This is a genomic window from Olivibacter sitiensis DSM 17696 (assembly GCF_000427965.1).
GTDB classification, from domain to species: Bacteria; Bacteroidota; Bacteroidia; order Sphingobacteriales; family Sphingobacteriaceae; genus Olivibacter; species Olivibacter sitiensis.
This window is the reverse complement of the sequence record NZ_ATZA01000047.1, coordinates 1-17,322: the sequence shown is the minus strand read 5'-3', so window position 1 is coordinate 17,322 and position 17,322 is coordinate 1. Positions and strand designations below refer to the sequence as shown.

The window sequence follows — 17,322 nt, the reverse complement described above, 5'->3', positions numbered from 1 at the left end:
TACGTTTATAATTCGAGTCGCTGGACTGGGGTGAATACCATATCTTCTACCCCTACTATTTTTAGCCCCACTCTAGCGAAGATATAATTTTGCGTTGGAGTGAGGAAAGGTACATCCACATTTAAGTTTATTGTTTGCGATATATCTACCGTTCCACCGTCCATTCTAGAAGAAGCTACCGCCGTTCGCCCGTCTGTAAACAAGGTTTTTCCAACATAAAGTGTAATATGTTCTATATTCCTTGCCCGTTCATCGTTTATAATTTTTTCCACCTGAAAGGTCGCTTGTACATTACGGTCATTCGCGGTAAAGCTAGGATTGCGCAACATGAAATAAGGCAGCACTTCAATATCAAACTCCGTATTGCCATTTACCTCTATGGCAAGGGAATCTGCCGGAGCGATGAAGGGCCCTTGATTGGGTTGAAAAAAAGCCTTGTAACTTGCGTTGAACAGCATGGCAGCATAGCTACCATCTTGATCGACCGTGACAGTGATTGGATTTTGCAATTGCCAACCAGGTTCAAAAAGTTCGAATACGACATCATTATAACTAACTGGAATTGCCTCTCCTTGATATACAATGCGTCCTTTGAGTTGAGCAGTTGGCGCTTCATAATTGTCTTTTCCGCAACTCGACAGGAGCGTCGAGCACCACAAAATTCCGGCTATATAGCCCCAAGATTTTTTGTGTATTTTTTCTAGTAGCTTGTTCATAGCTTTTTATTGATTCGGGTTTCTTACAATTTTAGGGTTACGATTTCGGATATCATCACTAATGAAGGAATAGTAGTTGCCTAACCTAAAACGATCTGGATTTGTCACCTCTCTGGGCAATATCTGCCTGAACACCCATTTACCGTCATCGGAGCCGTTTGGATCATAGATTTGATAGGGCCATAAGCCGAATGGACGGGTACTGGGCTCGTCAGCATTCCCGATATTGGTCGTCAATGGGTGATTGGTGCCATTCCAAACTAGGTGTGCCAGGCGCCAGCGCTTCATATCCCAGAGCTGATGACCTTCAAATGCAAACTCTACTTTCCGCTCATGCACAATGCGGTCAAAGGTGATATCGGTGGCATTCAGATCTGTCTGGAATCCTGCTCTTCTTCTCACTTGATTCATATACCCTACAGCTTTTTGCGCATCTCCCAGCTCGAACGCTGCTTCTGCCGCATTTAACAACACTTCGCTATAGCGATAGCGAATCCACCATACTTCACTATTAGTTCCTATTTGACCAGCACCAGGAGTTGGGTCAACATACTTTCTCAAGTAAAAACCTGTTTGCGCTATCCATTCAAAACCATCTATGGGCCCGTCGTAGCCCACCACTTGGACATCATTTTGCACACCTGGCAACCTTCCTCGTCCACCAGGCACATCAGAGGTAATGATATTGCCATTAGCCAGCTGATAACCGGCCCAGATATCAAGGTTTCCACCTTTGAAAGTAGATCCCGGTACCATAACCGTCCCGCCGAGGCGTGCATCACGTCCGGCGAACAAGTCTGTAGGCGCGTCGTAGCGAACTTGCTCACCATTGGCATCGAGAATAGCCAAAGGTGCATATGTATTGTCGAGCCGTTCGAAAGATTGAACTAAATTGAGCGATGGATTGATGCGGCCACCCTGGGCCTCTTCAGATAAGGATCGAGGTTGGTTGGACACCGTAAAACCGTGTACCTTACCGCTTTGCAATTTATAATCTTTTACAAAGATAACTTCGTTATTGGCATTCTTATCCAAGAAGATATAGCTGAAATTTTCTTCCAAATTCTGTGGACGTTGCATGTAGAGACTATACACACCGCTATTAATCACCTCCTCGGCAGCAGCCAGTGCCGTTTGATAATAACCGGATGCCATGTCTGATGGTATGCCCACCTCACCGCCAGGAAGGCTGACTTGCGGTGTCGTTGCCCCGTACTTTGCAATGGATGCCGCATATAAAGCAGCTCGAGCTTGCGTAGCCAATACCGCTCCTTTGGTGGCGCGCGATTTCGTTGCCACTTCGTCTGGCAACCGTCCCTTTATAGCCTCTAGCTCCGCAATAACAAAATCATATATCTCATGCTCTTTTGCCCGCGCATGTTGTAGATAAGTGGGGTCACCACTATAGTCATATTGCATGGGTTCCAATATGAGCGGCACACCTCCCATACGCTTCACAAATTCAAAATAAGTGTAAGCACGTATAAAACGTACTTCCGCTATAAAACGCTCTTTCAATGCCACTTCGGTGGCATCGCCCTCCATTTGATCGGTTTCCTCGGCAGCTTGTAAGAATAGATTGATATCGCGGATAAAACCATAATCCCAATATCCCCAGTCGCCATATCCCCATTCCTGATTCTTATGCCGCCAATAATCGCCAAAATTGGAGGCAAAAGCTTCATCGAAATTTGTAAACTCCCACCAATTGGTTAGTTGCTGATAGTCGGGCAAGCGATCATACAGATCTGCCACAGCTGCCAGTACCAATTTCTCATCGCTCCACACCTGCTCGTAGGTCAAAATGTCCGTTGGCTCACGTGTCAAAAATTCGCTGTCTTTTTGGCATGAGGCAAAGGAGCAGGCTACGATAATTGCTATGATATACTTTTTCATAATTCTCGTCAAAATGAAATATTTGCACCAATGTTAATGAACTTATTTTGAGGATATTGCAAGCCATTTCCATCATAGATTTCCGGATCTACCCCAAACCCACTTACATTATCCATTGAAAACAAGTTATAGGTATTGACAAAAAATCTGGCTCGCTGTGCCCCCAGCTTATTGATAAATGATTTTGGCAGGGAATAACCTATCTCTAAAGTCCTCAATCTGAGGTACCGCACATTGGTCAACCACCAATCCGAATTTTTGTTGTAGTTGCTGTGCCCACCTTGGTTGAAGCGGAGTGGCGGGTTTTCACCAGCAATCCAGGGGCTGTTTAAGTCATAAGGATCCTCGCGATGCCAACGGTCCTCATACATATATTGGAGCAGATTACCGGTGTTCTGGAAGGGCCATCTCATTTCCCAATTCTGAACGTAGGAATACATTCCGCCTCCTGAAAAATCGGCCGTGATATCAAAGCCCTTATAGCTTGCGCCAAGATTAAGTCCAAATGTGAGCAAGGGCAGTTGCCCTGCGGGATATCCAATCGGCCTTTCATCATAGCCGTCAATCTTTCCATCACCATTGACGTCCATATAGATAAAATCCCCAGGCAATAGCGTACGGTTTCCTTCGCCATCAATGTTGATTGGATAATTGTTGATTTCCTCTTGCGACTGGAATTGTCCTATCACTTGATATCCCCAAAAAATGTTGCTCCACCTACCCTCGCCGGAAGTGCGATAGTGCTCCCAAGAATTGCCCCACCGAGGCATATAGGACTCCAAAAACTTCGTGCGTCCAAACATGGCATTGCCACCTATGCGATAAGTGAATTCTCCAATACTGTTCGTATATAGCAAGGAGCCATCAAATCCAATCTGTGAGTCGCTATTCACATTTTCATCGGGCAGGTTATAGCCAAGCTCTGCTGGAACCAAGATGTCCCATTTCGGACCTCGCAACCCCGTTCTCTTCCTCCTAAAATAATCCAGCGAGCCGCTTAGTTTTCCTTCTAGAAAAGAAAAGTCCGTTCCCACGTCCAGGGTGGTAGTCGTGAACCAAGATATGTTATCAATGGGCACGCCGCGATCTCGAATGCCACGAACTACTTGCCCATCAATGATGACAGTTGAGGAGCCATATCTATAACCTGGTATATAATCGAATGGCCCGATGCCTACATCATCGTCACCCATTGATCCATAAGAAGCACGAATTTTCAAATCATTCAAAAGCCGCTTGTTCCTGTTAGCCAGAAAAGCTTCCTCAGTGATTCGCCATCCACCAGAGACAGAAGGGAAAAAGCCCCACCTCTTATTAGGTGCAAACTTCCAAGATGCATCATATCGACCAGCTAGCTCTAAGTAGTACTTGTCTCCGAAATTATAATTAAAGCGACCCACATAACCCAAGCGTGCTTCTTGGTCATCCAAGTCGTTATAGGTGTCCATATCGGCAAACTGCAAGATAGGTAATACATTGTTTGTAGGCACGGTATGTACCCAGGTATCCAAAATGCGCCTGCTAATACGCTCAGCCACCAAAGTAGCTCCCACCGTATGACGATCACCAAATGTATTGTTGTAATTCAGATGAACCTGGGCTACGTTGTTAAATACTTTTCTAGTGCCGCGTTCTCTCCATGGATTACTGCTACCACCGGTGGCATCATAGGTATCGGTAGATGGCCGATAAGTATATACTTGATAGGTATATTCATGTCCATTCATCACCCTATCGGCCAAGTAGTAGGAATATAGAGCGGTTGCCGATAAGCCCTTGATGGGTATATCGTAATTTACGTTGAAGTTGGTTTGCAATACGCGCCAGTCCTCACGCCAGTATCCAGATATATCCTTGTTCATAATGGCCCAATTAGTTTGAATATTACTGAGATGATTGGGGTACAAAGGGTTATCATTGGCATAAGGCCTCTCCGTGGGACGGTTTCTAAAAATAGCAAAACGGGGCAGCCAATAGTCATCTACCTCCGGAACACCTGGCTGATCCCTGGTCTCAATGCGGCCATTGATTTGCACTCCCACTTTAAGTCGTTCTGCAATTTGTGCATCGACATTGCTTTGCAAATTGGTACGGTTAAATGTAAACTCCCCATTGCCGAAAACAGCATCCTGATCGAGCCGTGTAAGTGACAAATAGTAGTTGATTTTGTCCGATCCACCAGTGGCGTTCAAGTTAACCGAGCTTTGCGGGGCATTTCCCGATACCACAAAATCATACCAATCAAAACTTTGGTAACCCGGCTCCTCCCCTAGTCGCCAACGCTCGATTTCCTCCAGTGTAATACCCGTTTGTGGATTCACTGCATTCATTTCTGCATCTGCCCTTCCCAACATCCATTCATAGGCATTCACGCCTTTTGGAAACCGAGTCCAGTTTTGCCAGCCATAATAGGTATCCAGATTGATGGTATTGGTACTTCCGGCTTTCCCCCTCTTGGTCGTTACCAAAATAACACCATTGGCAGCACGCACGCCATAAATTGCAGCCGAAGCGTCCTTCAACACCGTAATACTCTCTATATCATTGGGCGACAAATTATTGAACTGTCCCGCATCCTGTTGTATGCCATCTATGACGTACAATGGATTCCCCATATTACGAATAGAAATATTGGCACCAGCACCTGGACGCCCGTCCGGCATCCGAAAAGACAGTCCGGGAATCTTACCAGCAAGCATCCCGCTCACGGTAGGTGCTTTCACCATTTCGATATCATCACTGGTGACATTGGAGATAGCCCCCGTGATAGACCCTTTCTTTTGCTGGCCATAGCCCACTACAATGACCTCGTCTAGCTTGGCTTCGTCAAACTGCATGACAATGTTCAGCTGTGATTGGCTGCCCACTGCCACTTCCTGCGTCACGTACCCAATACTTCTTATGACTAAAACGGGATTGGGTTCACTGGTTTCGAGTTTAAACTGCCCATCTTTGTCGGTACCCGTTCCCCTAGTGGGCATCCCCTTAATGCTTACGGATGCTCCTGGAATGGGCGCGCCATCGGCGTCTTTTACCGTTCCGGTAATTGTCATTTGCTTAAACAACTCGCTTCCATCGTGACCTTCGTAAGCAAAGGACTTTATAACAGACAAGAAGCAAATACTCAAGCAGCAAACACACCGAATACATTGCTGTAATAGTAGTTGATACTTTCTCATAATTTATTACATGGTTAATCATTAAAAACAGTTTTGATTTTACAACATTGATAGTTTACTTGCTACGTTTTCACATATAGTTGTGCTTCAAAAATGATTTTATTGGTTTATATGGTATTTCAAAGAACGTCACAATCAAGCACTTTCAAAATCCATTTTGTCTCAAAATGTCGATGATTTGTATCAGATTTCGAATCGCCGTGAACCGGAATGCCCCAAACTCGGAAACAGTATAGCGAAAAACCTTAATATTGTATATTTGACCTCAACAATTTGGTGTACTATTTCTTTTTAATGAAATAAAATGGCTCATTCCTCTCTATTTGCTTCCAGGGTTTTTACTGGCTCCGAAATATTAACCGATCAAGTGATCCATATAAAAAACGGACGAATAGCTTTTTTGGAGGCCAAGGAAGACCAATACCTTGGAAACGTACCTCGTATATCAAACCTGGCTCCGGGCTTCATAGACATCCATATCAACGGTGGGAGCAAATTTCATTTCAGTCAGAAACCCGACAGGGACACCTTGCAGAACATCGATGAAACAATTGGCGAGGTGGGCACAGCCTATACCATTCCTGCCCTGATCACCTCGTCATTGGAAAATATGCTACGCGGCATAGACGCGGTAAAGGAACATTTACAAAGCAATCCACGATCGGGCATACTGGGTTTACACTTGGAAGGACCATATATCAATCCGGCCAAGCGGGGCGCACATATGGCACACTATGTAAGAAAGCCTACAAAAAATGAGCTCCACACAATACTAACCCATGGTAAAGAGGTACTCCAGCTCATTACCATCGCGCCCGAGCTATTCGATCAAGAACAATTGGACATGCTATTGGACACCGGAATACCCCTATCGGCCGGTCATTCCAATGCGACTTATGAACAGGGTATCGCCGCCTTTTCTAGTGGGATAAGGTTAGTTACGCATCTTTACAATGCCATGTCGCCTTTCCAGCACAGGGCTCCCGGTTTGGTAGGTGCTACCTTCGACAGCGAACAGGTATACGCCCCCATTGTGCTGGACGGCATACATTGCGATTATGCCGCGGCACGTATTGCCTGGAAAATAAAGAAAGAAAAAATGTTTCTCATTTCTGATGCCCTCTTTATGGGTGGAAAGGTGAAACGGTTTGAATGGGAGAATTTTGACGCGGTGTTGGAAAAAGGCGCTTATTGGAATAAGGAAGGAAACCTGAGTGGCTCAGCTATCAGTATAGCCGATACCGTTCGGAATGCTGTTAAACATGTAGGCATATCCCTACAGGAAGCCGTGGAAATGGTGACGATAAGACCGGCCACGGCCCTCGGTATGGAGGGAAGCCTAGGGCGCATAGCCAAGGGTTGTCCCGCCGTTTTCACCGTCTTTGACGATGACCTCAACGAATTTGAACGGCTTGCCTTATAACCTTTTTCCCGAAATACACTTAGTTTATCTTTATCTAAAGAGAGAGTCTTCAGCTACCTGTCATTCCCATTCTCCCCAATAAAACAAAAAAGACGCTATCTTTGCGCCAATGATAGAAATCTATACAGATGGTGCCTCCAGTGGCAATCCAGGCCCAGGTGGATATGGTGTGATATTGCGCTCGGGCAAATACTATAAGGAACTATCGGAAGGATTCCGCAAAACCACCAACAACCGCATGGAACTGATGGCCGTCATCGTTGGGCTGGAAGCCCTGAAAAAACCCGGCCATCAGGTGACCATTTATTCAGATTCCAAATACGTGATAGATGCCATAGAAAAAAAATGGCTATGGGGCTGGCTGAAGAAGGGCTTTGCGGGAAAGAAGAACAAGGATCTATGGCTGCGCTTTTTACAAGTTTATAAATTGCATGAGGTCAAATTCATATGGGTGAAAGGCCATGCAGGACACCCGGAAAACGAGCGGTGCGACGTGCTAGCCGTACAAGCTGGAAAAGATCGCGCCCATCATAAAATAGACACCGTTTTTGAGGCAGAGAATAGCTAACGAAACCTTTTTTTGCAATTGCAGTCCGGTTTTAATATGTTTGAAGAACTGGCAGATTTGTTTTGAACTAACCAACATGGCTCCCGTGGTTCCATGCTAAAAAACGTATTATGAAAATCTTGTTTCGCAATGTCATTATTGGCTTCTTCCTTTGCATAGGTTTCAACCTTGGCTCATATGCACAAACACCTTCTAAAGGAGCCTATCAGCTCACAGAAAACGTCCATTACCGAACAGATACGGCACAAGACGCCTATGTCAAGGAGCGCTGCGTGCTTGACCTTTACCTGCCCAAAGACCAGAAAGGTTTCCCAACTGTCGTTTGGTTTCATGGCGGGGGACTTACAGGAGGCGAGAAACATATTCCAAACGAGTTAAAAGAAAAAGGCATTGCTGTCGTGGCCGTCAACTATAGGCTCAGCCCCAAAGCCAAAAACCCTGCATATATCGAAGATGCCGCCGCCGCTGTAGCATGGGTGTTTCAGCATATTGACGACTATGGTGGCGATCCATCAAGGATTTTTGCTGCTGGCCATTCGGCCGGAGGTTATTTGGTGGCCATGATCGGTCTAGATAAATCATGGTTGGCGACATATGGCGTAGATGCAGACCAGCTTGCGGGCATCATCGACTTCAGTGGCCACGCCATAACCCATATGACCATACGAGGGGAACAAGGCATCAAAGATACACAGCCCACCATCGATCGCTATGCTCCTTTGTTTCATGTACGCAAGGATGCCCCTCCCATCGTGCTTGTATCGGGCGACCGCGAACTGGAAATGTTAGGGAGATACGAAGAGAGTGCCTACTTCTACCGCATGTTAAAGGTAGTGGGACATCCGCAAGTATACTTATACGAACTCGACGGTTTTGACCATGGAAATATGGCAGGTCCCGGCCATCATATATTGCTACAGCATGTTTTTGGGAAAAACAGCAAGCAATAGACTGTCCTTATCCTAGCACGATATTGCCGAAGAAGGTTGGCACATGAAAATTTGGCTGTTCAGCATTTATCCTATTCCACGCCACGAAGTGCGGTTTTTCGCATTTGTCGCCACACTTATAGAAGTTAGCAGTCAATTGCATTCCTTTCGGTGCTTCAAAATCATGATGGATAAACACTTCGTAGGGTATGCGAAGCAGTAAATCCCAATCTATAATGCCATCGTTGGAGAGTATGTTATTTGAGGAAACCCCTATTTTGGAAACCATCTCTACCGGCAAATTCACTCTGCTGCGCTTATCGCTATTGCCATAGCCAATAAGTCCGTAGCCAAGGGCATTAAATTCGATGTTATAATAGGTCGACCCATCAAGCGACAAAAAAAACTCAACGCAACTATCTTCATATACCAAACCGTTATGCTCCTTCACTGTTGCCCGAAAATAGGCTTCACTTACCTTCCAGTAGAGATAAAATGCCTGATCTGAGTAAGCCATGTATGCTGTCACGATCGGAAGATAACTATATGACGCCCAAGGCACCTGATCCAATACGATTGCGGCCATGGATTGCATCGGTGCCTTGTTGTCAAAAGCAGCGTCGTCCATCTTTGGCACGACAAGTTGTTTCTGAGGCATAGGGGTTACTTTGTTGTTTTCTTAAATATTAAATATACGTATTTAGGCAAGTACGTACTTGTCCTCTGTACGAAGCACCAAAGGTATTCAAATGAAACAACAATGGGTACAAATTCCATAAATTACTACGCTTTCTCCAATCTTTGTCTATTGGAAAGGACGAATCATACGCTTCGTAGAAGGCCTCGCAAAAACCTCCGAAAAGAGTAGAGAGCGCAAGATCTACTTCCCGATGGCCGTAGTATACGGCAGGATCTATGAGATAAGGGACAGTTTGATCCGTAATGAGGTAATTACCACCCCAAAAATCGCCATGGACCAACGAAGGCTTTTCTTTGGGGTAAAGATTATCCAATTTATAGTATAATATGCTGAAGTCCTGCAAATCGAAGTTGTCCAACAAACCCTTGTCAAAAGCCCTCTTTACCTGTGGCTCCAACCGCTCGGCAACGAAAAACTCGGTCCAGTCGTCATGTCGTTTGTTGGACTGCACACTGGAACCAAAATAATTGTCATAATCCAAACCAAAGGTCGTATCATGTTTGCTATGTACAGTGGCCAGCATTTCTCCCAAGCGTCGCATCGCCACATCAGATTTATCTCCCTGTACTAGCCATTCCATGAGCAAAAACGAATCATCGCCATATTTCCCCGTACTGTAACAAGTAGGTACGCATACTTCGCCCAACTCGCCTTGCCCAGCCCCTGAAAGTAAACTTAAACCCTCTTTTTCATGCAAAAACAAAAGAGGCAAAGTAACAGCGTCGTTTACCTTTAGAAAAAAATACTGCTCCCGTGTTTTTAACTGATAACACCTGTTTATGTCTCCTCCAGACACTGGAACGGCATATTCTATCTTATTGTTTTTCACACCCACAAGTTGGCGAATGGACCATTCAATATGTTGTATAAATTCCTCAGATAAATACATCTAAATATGTCTTTAAAAAAATCTATCTTTGCCCTTTAATACGCTTTTTCATAATCTATTTAATGAAGCACATCAGAAATTTCTGTATCATAGCCCATATCGATCACGGCAAAAGCACCTTAGCCGATAGGCTGTTGGAAGTTACAGCTACCATATCGCAAAGAGAAGCACAAGCTCAGCTTTTGGACAATATGGATCTAGAGCGCGAACGTGGTATCACTATCAAGAGCCATGCCATACAAATGAACTATAGGCAAGATGGGCAAGATTATGTGCTCAATCTTATAGACACCCCGGGACACGTTGATTTTTCATATGAGGTTTCCCGTTCCATTGCGGCTTGTGAAGGAGCATTACTCATCGTAGATGCTACACAGGGTATTCAGGCACAAACCATCTCCAATCTTTACCTGGCATTGGAACACGATTTGGAAATCATACCCATTTTGAATAAAATGGACCTTCCTGGAGCCATGCCAGAAGAGGTAAAAGATCAAATCATCGATCTTATTGGCTGCAAGAGAGAAGATATCATACCAGCCTCGGGAAAAACCGGATTAGGAGTTCCAGATATACTGAAGGCCATTGTAGAGCGAATCCCCGCTCCATTGGGCGATCCTGAAGCTCCCTTACAGGCATTGATTTTCGACTCCGTGTTTAACTCGTTCCGCGGCATTATGGCTTACTTTAAGGTTGAGAACGGAGAAATTCGGAAAGGCGACAAAGTGAAATTTATAGCTACTGGCAAAGAATATGTAGCCGATGAAATAGGGACATTGAAGCTCAACCAGGTACCTAAGGAAGTCATCAAAACCGGTGATGTGGGTTATATCATTTCCGGTATAAAAGAAGCACGTGAAGTTAAAGTGGGTGACACCATCACACACGTGAACAGGCCTAGTAAAGACGCCATTCAGGGTTTTGAAGAAGTGAAGCCAATGGTCTTTGCCGGAATATACCCAGTTGACACCGAGGATTTTGAAGAACTAAGAGAAAGCATGCATCGACTACAGCTGAATGATGCTTCATTAGTTTTCGAGCCAGAGTCTTCCGCGGCCTTGGGCTTCGGATTTCGTTGCGGCTTCCTAGGCATGCTACACATGGAAATCATCCAGGAGCGTCTGGAAAGGGAATTTGATATGACGGTGATCACCACTGTTCCCAATGTTTCTTACATAGCACACACCACCAAAGATGGCACCGTGAAGGTAAACAATCCTTCGGACCTTCCCGATCCTAGCAAATTAGAGTTTGTGGAAGAACCTTTCATCAAAGCAAACATCATTACCAAGGCTGAATTTATAGGGCCTGTCATGTCGCTCTGTATTCAAAAACGCGGTGTGATAGTCAATCAAAGCTACCTGACGGCAGATCGCGTAGAAATGGTCTTTGAAATGCCCATGGGAGAAATCGTTTTTGATTTTTACGATAAGCTTAAGACCATCTCCAAGGGCTATGCCTCTTTCGACTACCATCAAATCGGCTATAGGCAGTCTGATCTAGTGAGATTGGACATTAGGCTGAACGGCGAGCCTGTAGATGCCCTTTCATCCCTCATTCACCGCAGCAATGCCTATGATTTTGGCAAAAAGATTTGTGAAAAGCTACGCGAATTGCTGCCTAGACAGCAGTTTGAAATAGCTATTCAAGCCTCTATCGGCGCAAAGGTCATAGCCCGGGAAAATGTCAGGGCACTCCGCAAGGATGTAACGGCCAAGTGTTATGGTGGGGATATATCCAGAAAGAGGAAACTATTGGAAAAACAGAAAAAAGGAAAGAAACGTATGCGCCAGGTAGGCAATGTGGAAATTCCGCAGTCGGCCTTCATGGCAGTACTGAAATTGGATAGTTAGACGTAAGACTAGAGACTAAAGCGGAAAGACTAAAGCAGCCAACGAGCTGGAAAGAAAGTCTTGATACTGATGTCTTGATACTTGATACTAAATAATGAAACTACTAGACGGAAAAGAAGTATCCGAAAAGATAAAAGAAGAAATAACATGGGAATCTGCCTTGTTTTTTGAAGAACATGGGCGACAACCTCATCTGGTAGCCATACTGGTGGGGCACGACGGTGGCAGCGAAACCTATGTGGCCAGCAAGATGCGCAACTGCGAGAAGGTAGGTTTTGCCTCTACCAACTTACGCTACGAAGAAGATATCACGGAGAGGGAACTCATCGACAAGATCAAGGAGTTGAATGCGGATGAAACAGTTGATGGCATTATCGTGCAGCTGCCATTGCCTGCCCATATCGATCCTGAAAAAATCACCGAGGCCATAGATTACAGAAAGGACGTAGATGGTTTTCATCCCATCAACTTGGGGCGCATGATGCGCAACCTGCCTTGCTATATCCCTGCTACGCCGTATGGCATCCTGCTCATGCTAGATTACTACAAGATAGACACGACCGGCATGCATGCCGTAGTGGTAGGTCGCAGCAATATCGTTGGGAGTCCCATGAGTGTACTTCTGGCCCGCAATACCGTTCCCGGCAACTGCACGGTTACCTTGACCCACAGCCGAACGAAAAACCTTCAGGAAGAAGTACTCCGTGCAGATCTGGTAATTGCGGCCATCGGCAAGAAGAACTTCATTACTGCCGACATGGTAAAAGAGGGTGCTATCGTAATAGATGTGGGCATTAACAGGGAAAAAAGCGACAAAACAAAATCGGGCTATAAACTCTATGGTGACGTTGATTTTGATCATGTAGCCCCCAAAACCTCCTACATTAGTCCGGTACCCGGAGGAGTCGGTTTGATGACTATAGTAGGCTTGCTGAAAAACACGTTATTGGCCGCAAAAAAGGAAGTATATCCTTAGGCCAAGAAGTTTCCTTTGGCATGAGTATTGCTATTTAAGAGTCGAAATTATTTATTATAAAAAAATGAAAAAGTTATTTTTTGTGGCTGTAATCTCTATAGCCACTCTTGGATGGGTTTCATGTAACAACGGCAACTCATCATCAAACGCTGATACAGACACCCTATCCGCCGATGAACCAACTGTTGGTGAAAGGGTAGACGCCGTTATCGATAGTGTAGACAAAGCTGGCGAAACAGCTAAATCTGATATTGATTCCGCAGCTACCGATGCCAAAGGAAAAATCGACAAAAGCCTAGATAAGGCAAAAAGCGATTTGAAAGAAGCCAAGGATAAGGTGGGCGAGAAAACAAATGAAGCGGTAACCGATGTAAAAGACGCCGCCAAAAAAACAGGCGATGCCGCCAAAACTGAATTCAACAAGGCAAAAGAAGGTACGGAAAATGCCGCCAAAAAAGCCGAAGATAAGGCCAAGGCCGTTGGCAAAGCAATTAAAGAATAATACATTGATGTGTTATTCATAATAGTAGAGGCGCATACATGTGCGTCTCTACTTCAATTAAAAATCATCTACTTCCCTATACGCCTGCACTAATCTTTCTTCCCCTTCCTTGCCTGGTTTAGAAATCCCGTGTTCCATCCCTACAGGGTCTTTATAGCCTTTTTCGTGTAAAAATTTAAATAGGTTTTTGTAGTTAATCTCTCCCGTGGTCGGTTCCTTTCTGCCTGGGTTATCACCGGTCTGTATATAAGCGATTTCGTTCCAAGTCAGTTCCATATTCTTTATTAAGTCGCCTTCGTTCCGTTGCATGTGGTATACGTCATATAGAATCTTGCATGACGGGCTGTTTACTGCCCTACAGATCAGATAGGTTTGCTGGGATGTACGCAGGAAGAGGTCTGGCGTATCACTCAAAGGCTCCAATACCATAACAATGCCGTGTGGCTCCAATATTTCAGCTCCGCGCCTCAAGGCATCTATCACGTTGGCCGTTTGCTGCTCTATGGGAAGTGCTCTGTGAAAATCGCCGGGAACTACCGTAGTGAACTTACCACCGCAACGCTTACTGATTTCCACGGCCTGCTTACACCCCTTTATAAAGATCTCCAAATGATCTTTATTGTTGGTCGCCAAGGTATTGGCTCCATTGCCGCCCTTGTCTAGCACAAATACCCCCATTTGCATGCCCAGCTTGGACAACAAATCACCAATGGCTTTCTGCTCTGCTATTGGCCTGCCAGACATACCATTATCCTCTATAGCTCGGAATCCCCTATCGTGCATATAGCGTATCTGATCCAGAAAACTAGCTCCAGCCAACTCCTTGAACATCCCATCGTGTGGTGCATAGTTCAATTTGAAAGTCGTATCCGCCATTTTACTTGACGAGGAGTTATAACCGTATAGGCTATTGGCCGTAACTGCCGCCCCGGCTGCTAGAAAGCCTTGCTTAATAAATGTGCTTCGGTTCATTGTTAGTTTTAAAAAATTGATTAGACAACGTTAAAATTAAACATTTAATCGAATAATTCAATTTTCTACGTATTATATTCTTCCAAACCTATTAATTTAGACTCCATGATAAAGAAAATGGCCAAATGGTTTTTCTTCAGTAATTTCTTTATGGGAACCATCGGTTTGGCCTTGTCTGTGGAGACAACGATTCAACTGCACCTCCTTATTGACCATAGATGGCTTTATTATTTATGGCTATGCCCCAGTATCGTACTCTTTTATATGCTGGCCTACCTACCCTCTTGTGAAAATCCCAAATACGGCAATGAAAGAAGTGTCTGGTACTATGTTAATAGACGAACAGTTTACCTCAGCTTTACATTATGCTTGCTCTTAGCTATCATTGGCTTTACCAGGCTGCTGGCATACGGCGTGTCCTGGCCATTCTTGCTGACGCTCTCCTTAACTGCCATAATGAGTATACTTTACTACGATCATCTGCCCATGCTATCTCGCTACAACCTCAGAAAGCCAGGATGGACAAAATGCCTCACCATAGGGATTGTATGGGCCAATACAGTTACACTGCTACCGCTGTTTCTTGCCCATGCTTATAGCACTGTGGACATCGGCCTCATTACTTGGTGCTACGTAAAAAATTTTATGTTCTTCACAATCACTGCCATCCTGTTCGATGTCAAAGATTATGAAGAAGATTTCAACCAAAACTTGAAAACGCTGGTGGTACGTATCGGCTATCGTAACTTGTTGGGTAAGGTCATCATTCCACTTGTGCTTCTGGGAATATTTTCGCTGATCGCCTTTTCCTATTACATGAACTACCGGTGGACATCCATACTCATGAATCTTATCCCTTACGTAGCATTGTTATATACAGCCTGTGGACTGTACCGCTCACGATCGATATTTTATTATTTGATTTTGATTGATGGCCTATTATTGTTAAAGGCCATTTGTGGTATCATCGCAGCTTCACAATAAGAAAGACTGTTTTGATCCATTTTCCCGAATAGTAGGTTATAGACATTATCAGGCCGAGATTAATAAATAAAGATTACCGAAATTAAAACCACTTTACCCCTTGTTCTTCATAGGCAAAAGGACGGCATTCCCTTAATTCACCCGACACGGGCTTAACGATGTAGATCCCGTTGCCAGGCACATTCTCGAATACCAGACCGTCCGCTGTACATCTAACGACGTCGTGCTTTTTCCAACCGAAATCCCAATAGTAAAGCTCATATATATATCCCGACACAGGCTTGGGACACATGGCATCCATATTATTGTAGTCAAGTGAATCCAGAAAGCCATAACCTAATTCATTGATGATATTGAACTGCTCCTCCGCTAGGGAACTCAGGTGATCCACCCGAACGGTCATAGGAAACCGCAGGTCAGGCTTCTTTGTTTCGTCTCCCTTTTCCGAACATACTATGGGGTATCCGACGGGTGTGGGAGTAGCACGGTCCAGCTTGACCGGGAAGTATACTAGTCCCACCGCCATGTCCCTGAAGACAATACGCTTTCCATCCTTTTGCCCAAGGCAGTTTATTATGTACCTGCCCCTATTGAACGTAGAAAGGTATATATCCGAGGGGCTATCCTGCTGGCCATCGATAAAAATGTCCCTTACATCCACGTATTCACCCGTGACGTCTACGACGGAACTGCCGAAGAAATCGGAGGCGTTCCGGCTGTACCTTGCCAGCCTGTAGACTTTCGGGGGGATCTTGGCGGCGGAGATGCTACCGTCCTCATATTTGGTGATCACAAGGGGCTCGTAAACCCCGATATTGGATTCGCTTCCCATGAAGGCGTAGGAGGCCCCTTTCATCAGCAACCTGTTCCAGGTATGCCCTGCCGAGTTCAGATTGCCCCAGACGGGAACGAAATCGGAGGCAACCGGGATCCCCAGGGCCCTGAAAGTGTAATTGGCATAATCGCTCATTGCAATACACGAACCCTTTTTAAGGCCGTAATCGGTATACCTATAGAAACTCTCGTCCCCGTCGGTCTTTCCGAATACGTTGTCCTTTCCCAGGAGGTCGTTGATCTGGTTGCAAAAGTCGATAAAGGCTTCGCGGGAGACCTTGCCGCCGGGGAATGACGGCACGGTTATCCTTTTCCCTACGTTGCCCCGCCAGTTTTCACCTACGGCGTTGTTGACCTGATGCGGAAGTACGAAGTCCAGGAAATCCATGGTGTCGATCAGACCGTTCGATAACCAGGGAGCGGCACTTGCCAGTGCACTTTCCCTATTGCTTTTCAGGTAGTCGGGAGAAGGACCATAATCGCCGATCCCCAGGACATTGCGAAAGTACACCCTATCCTTTTGGACTATCTCCTCCTGCTTCTCTGCCGCCAATTCTTCCAGGGATCGTCGTTCCATGCAGGATGTACCCAAAAGCAGCATAAATAATATGCGTAATTTTACCGTGTTCATATTCCAGATCACTACTGACCGACAAAAAATAATTTAAGGAGCTGCCATATCTGGCAAGCTCCTTTTTTCATATTTTGGTTTTACGACAAACTAAAAATATGAGTGATAAAAATACAGAAAAGAAATTAGTCGGTCAGCCAATCTTCAAACAATTATTAGGTTTTATTCCAAGGAACAAATTTGAGATGCTTGTGAGCAAGCACCGGTCTGACCGCTATTACAAGACCTTTGATTCATGGACACAACTCATGACGATGCTGTTCGGAATAT

15 protein-coding genes are annotated in these 17,322 nt (G+C 45.0%); 8 read left to right on the top strand and 7 right to left on the bottom strand.

Going from position 1 to position 17,322, the window contains the following annotated elements; translation table 11 throughout:
- Positions 1-5: 5 nt before the first annotated feature.
- Genes A37S_RS0118955 through A37S_RS0118945 form a run of 3 tightly spaced genes read right to left on the bottom strand, consistent with a single transcriptional unit; the run spans position 6 to position 5,665 of the window.
- Positions 6-716 (bottom strand): DUF3823 domain-containing protein, encoded by a 711-nt coding sequence (locus A37S_RS0118955; protein WP_036603239.1) that lies wholly within the window; start codon positions 714-716, stop codon positions 6-8.
- 6 nt (positions 717-722) lie between these two features.
- Positions 723-2,612 (bottom strand): RagB/SusD family nutrient uptake outer membrane protein, encoded by a 1,890-nt coding sequence (locus A37S_RS0118950; protein ID WP_028298351.1) that lies wholly within the window; start codon positions 2,610-2,612, stop codon positions 723-725.
- 8 nt (positions 2,613-2,620) lie between these two features.
- Entirely contained in the window at positions 2,621-5,665 is a 3,045-nt protein-coding gene (locus tag A37S_RS0118945; RefSeq protein WP_211229825.1) for a SusC/RagA family TonB-linked outer membrane protein, read from the bottom strand.
- A gap of 430 nt (positions 5,666-6,095) precedes the next feature.
- Between A37S_RS0118945 and nagA the strand changes: the two genes are divergently transcribed.
- The 3 genes from nagA (at position 6,096) to A37S_RS0118930 (ending at position 8,732) form a co-directional block, all read left to right on the top strand.
- Positions 6,096-7,214 carry an N-acetylglucosamine-6-phosphate deacetylase gene (nagA, locus tag A37S_RS0118940; RefSeq protein WP_028298349.1) on the top strand — a complete coding sequence of 373 codons (1,119 nt, stop codon included), beginning with the start codon at positions 6,096-6,098 and terminating at the stop codon, positions 7,212-7,214.
- A gap of 109 nt (positions 7,215-7,323) precedes the next feature.
- Entirely contained in the window at positions 7,324-7,782 is a 459-nt protein-coding gene (gene rnhA / locus A37S_RS0118935) for a ribonuclease HI (protein WP_028298348.1), read from the top strand.
- Between the two features lie 110 nt (positions 7,783-7,892).
- On the top strand, positions 7,893-8,732 hold the full coding sequence (locus tag A37S_RS0118930) for an alpha/beta hydrolase (RefSeq protein ID WP_036603236.1): 840 nt from the start codon (positions 7,893-7,895) through the stop codon (positions 8,730-8,732).
- 7 nt (positions 8,733-8,739) lie between these two features.
- Here the strand turns inward: A37S_RS0118930 and A37S_RS0118925 are convergent, their stop codons facing one another.
- Together A37S_RS0118925 and A37S_RS25320 are read right to left on the bottom strand one after the other, a co-directional pair.
- Positions 8,740-9,369, bottom strand: coding sequence for a carbohydrate-binding family 9-like protein (locus A37S_RS0118925; RefSeq protein ID WP_028298346.1), 630 nt, complete (start codon positions 9,367-9,369; stop codon positions 8,740-8,742).
- A 28-nt stretch (positions 9,370-9,397) separates the two neighbouring features.
- On the bottom strand, positions 9,398-10,300 hold the full coding sequence (locus A37S_RS25320) for a fructosamine kinase family protein (RefSeq protein ID WP_051293306.1): 903 nt from the start codon (positions 10,298-10,300) through the stop codon (positions 9,398-9,400).
- A 62-nt stretch (positions 10,301-10,362) separates the two neighbouring features.
- On the opposite strand from A37S_RS25320, the gene lepA reads away from it, so the two are divergent.
- The 3 genes from lepA (at position 10,363) to A37S_RS25315 (ending at position 13,631) form a co-directional block, all read left to right on the top strand.
- A complete protein-coding gene (gene lepA, locus A37S_RS0118915; RefSeq protein WP_028298345.1) occupies positions 10,363-12,153 on the top strand; it encodes a translation elongation factor 4 in 1,791 nt (596 codons plus the stop codon).
- 94 nt (positions 12,154-12,247) lie between these two features.
- Complete coding sequence (locus A37S_RS0118910; protein WP_028298344.1) at positions 12,248-13,129, top strand: bifunctional 5,10-methylenetetrahydrofolate dehydrogenase/5,10-methenyltetrahydrofolate cyclohydrolase; 882 nt, start codon at positions 12,248-12,250, stop codon at positions 13,127-13,129.
- 64 nt (positions 13,130-13,193) lie between these two features.
- Positions 13,194-13,631 carry a hypothetical protein gene (locus A37S_RS25315; protein ID WP_051293305.1) on the top strand — a complete coding sequence of 146 codons (438 nt, stop codon included), beginning with the start codon at positions 13,194-13,196 and terminating at the stop codon, positions 13,629-13,631.
- A 57-nt stretch (positions 13,632-13,688) separates the two neighbouring features.
- Here A37S_RS25315 and A37S_RS0118900 read toward each other — a convergent pair whose 3' ends face one another.
- Entirely contained in the window at positions 13,689-14,603 is a 915-nt protein-coding gene (locus A37S_RS0118900; protein ID WP_028298343.1) for a hydroxypyruvate isomerase family protein, read from the bottom strand.
- A 105-nt stretch (positions 14,604-14,708) separates the two neighbouring features.
- Between A37S_RS0118900 and A37S_RS0118895 the strand changes: the two genes are divergently transcribed.
- The gene (locus A37S_RS0118895) at positions 14,709-15,587 is read left to right on the top strand and encodes a UbiA prenyltransferase family protein (RefSeq protein ID WP_028298342.1); all 879 of its coding nucleotides are present in this window, start codon (positions 14,709-14,711) and stop codon (positions 15,585-15,587) included.
- Between the two features lie 82 nt (positions 15,588-15,669).
- On the opposite strand, the gene A37S_RS0118890 is transcribed toward A37S_RS0118895, so the two are convergent.
- On the bottom strand, positions 15,670-17,052 hold the full coding sequence (locus A37S_RS0118890) for a hypothetical protein (RefSeq protein WP_028298341.1): 1,383 nt from the start codon (positions 17,050-17,052) through the stop codon (positions 15,670-15,672).
- Between the two features lie 98 nt (positions 17,053-17,150).
- Here A37S_RS0118890 and A37S_RS28350 point away from each other — a divergent pair.
- Positions 17,151-17,322, top strand: a 172-nt coding sequence (locus A37S_RS28350; RefSeq protein ID WP_157278585.1) for a DUF4372 domain-containing protein, incomplete at its 3' end; no start/stop codon positions are given.

What these genes read in the sequence shown, in the direction of transcription:
- A37S_RS0118955 (WP_036603239.1), bottom strand. Translation starts at nt 716, where the DNA reads ATGAACAAGCTACTAGAAAAAATACACAAAAAATCTTGGGGCTATATA.
- A37S_RS0118950 (WP_028298351.1), bottom strand. Translation starts at nt 2,612, where the DNA reads ATGAAAAAGTATATCATAGCAATTATCGTAGCCTGCTCCTTTGCCTCA.
- A37S_RS0118945 (WP_211229825.1), bottom strand. Translation starts at nt 5,665, where the DNA reads ATGACAATTACCGGAACGGTAAAAGACGCCGATGGCGCGCCCATTCCA.
- nagA (WP_028298349.1), top strand. Translation starts at nt 6,096, where the DNA reads ATGGCTCATTCCTCTCTATTTGCTTCCAGGGTTTTTACTGGCTCCGAA.
- rnhA (WP_028298348.1), top strand. Translation starts at nt 7,324, where the DNA reads ATGATAGAAATCTATACAGATGGTGCCTCCAGTGGCAATCCAGGCCCA.
- A37S_RS0118930 (WP_036603236.1), top strand. Translation starts at nt 7,893, where the DNA reads ATGAAAATCTTGTTTCGCAATGTCATTATTGGCTTCTTCCTTTGCATA.
- A37S_RS0118925 (WP_028298346.1), bottom strand. Translation starts at nt 9,369, where the DNA reads ATGCCTCAGAAACAACTTGTCGTGCCAAAGATGGACGACGCTGCTTTT.
- A37S_RS25320 (WP_051293306.1), bottom strand. Translation starts at nt 10,300, where the DNA reads ATGTATTTATCTGAGGAATTTATACAACATATTGAATGGTCCATTCGC.
- lepA (WP_028298345.1), top strand. Translation starts at nt 10,363, where the DNA reads ATGAAGCACATCAGAAATTTCTGTATCATAGCCCATATCGATCACGGC.
- A37S_RS0118910 (WP_028298344.1), top strand. Translation starts at nt 12,248, where the DNA reads ATGAAACTACTAGACGGAAAAGAAGTATCCGAAAAGATAAAAGAAGAA.
- A37S_RS25315 (WP_051293305.1), top strand. Translation starts at nt 13,194, where the DNA reads ATGAAAAAGTTATTTTTTGTGGCTGTAATCTCTATAGCCACTCTTGGA.
- A37S_RS0118900 (WP_028298343.1), bottom strand. Translation starts at nt 14,603, where the DNA reads ATGAACCGAAGCACATTTATTAAGCAAGGCTTTCTAGCAGCCGGGGCG.
- A37S_RS0118895 (WP_028298342.1), top strand. Translation starts at nt 14,709, where the DNA reads ATGATAAAGAAAATGGCCAAATGGTTTTTCTTCAGTAATTTCTTTATG.
- A37S_RS0118890 (WP_028298341.1), bottom strand. Translation starts at nt 17,052, where the DNA reads ATGAACACGGTAAAATTACGCATATTATTTATGCTGCTTTTGGGTACA.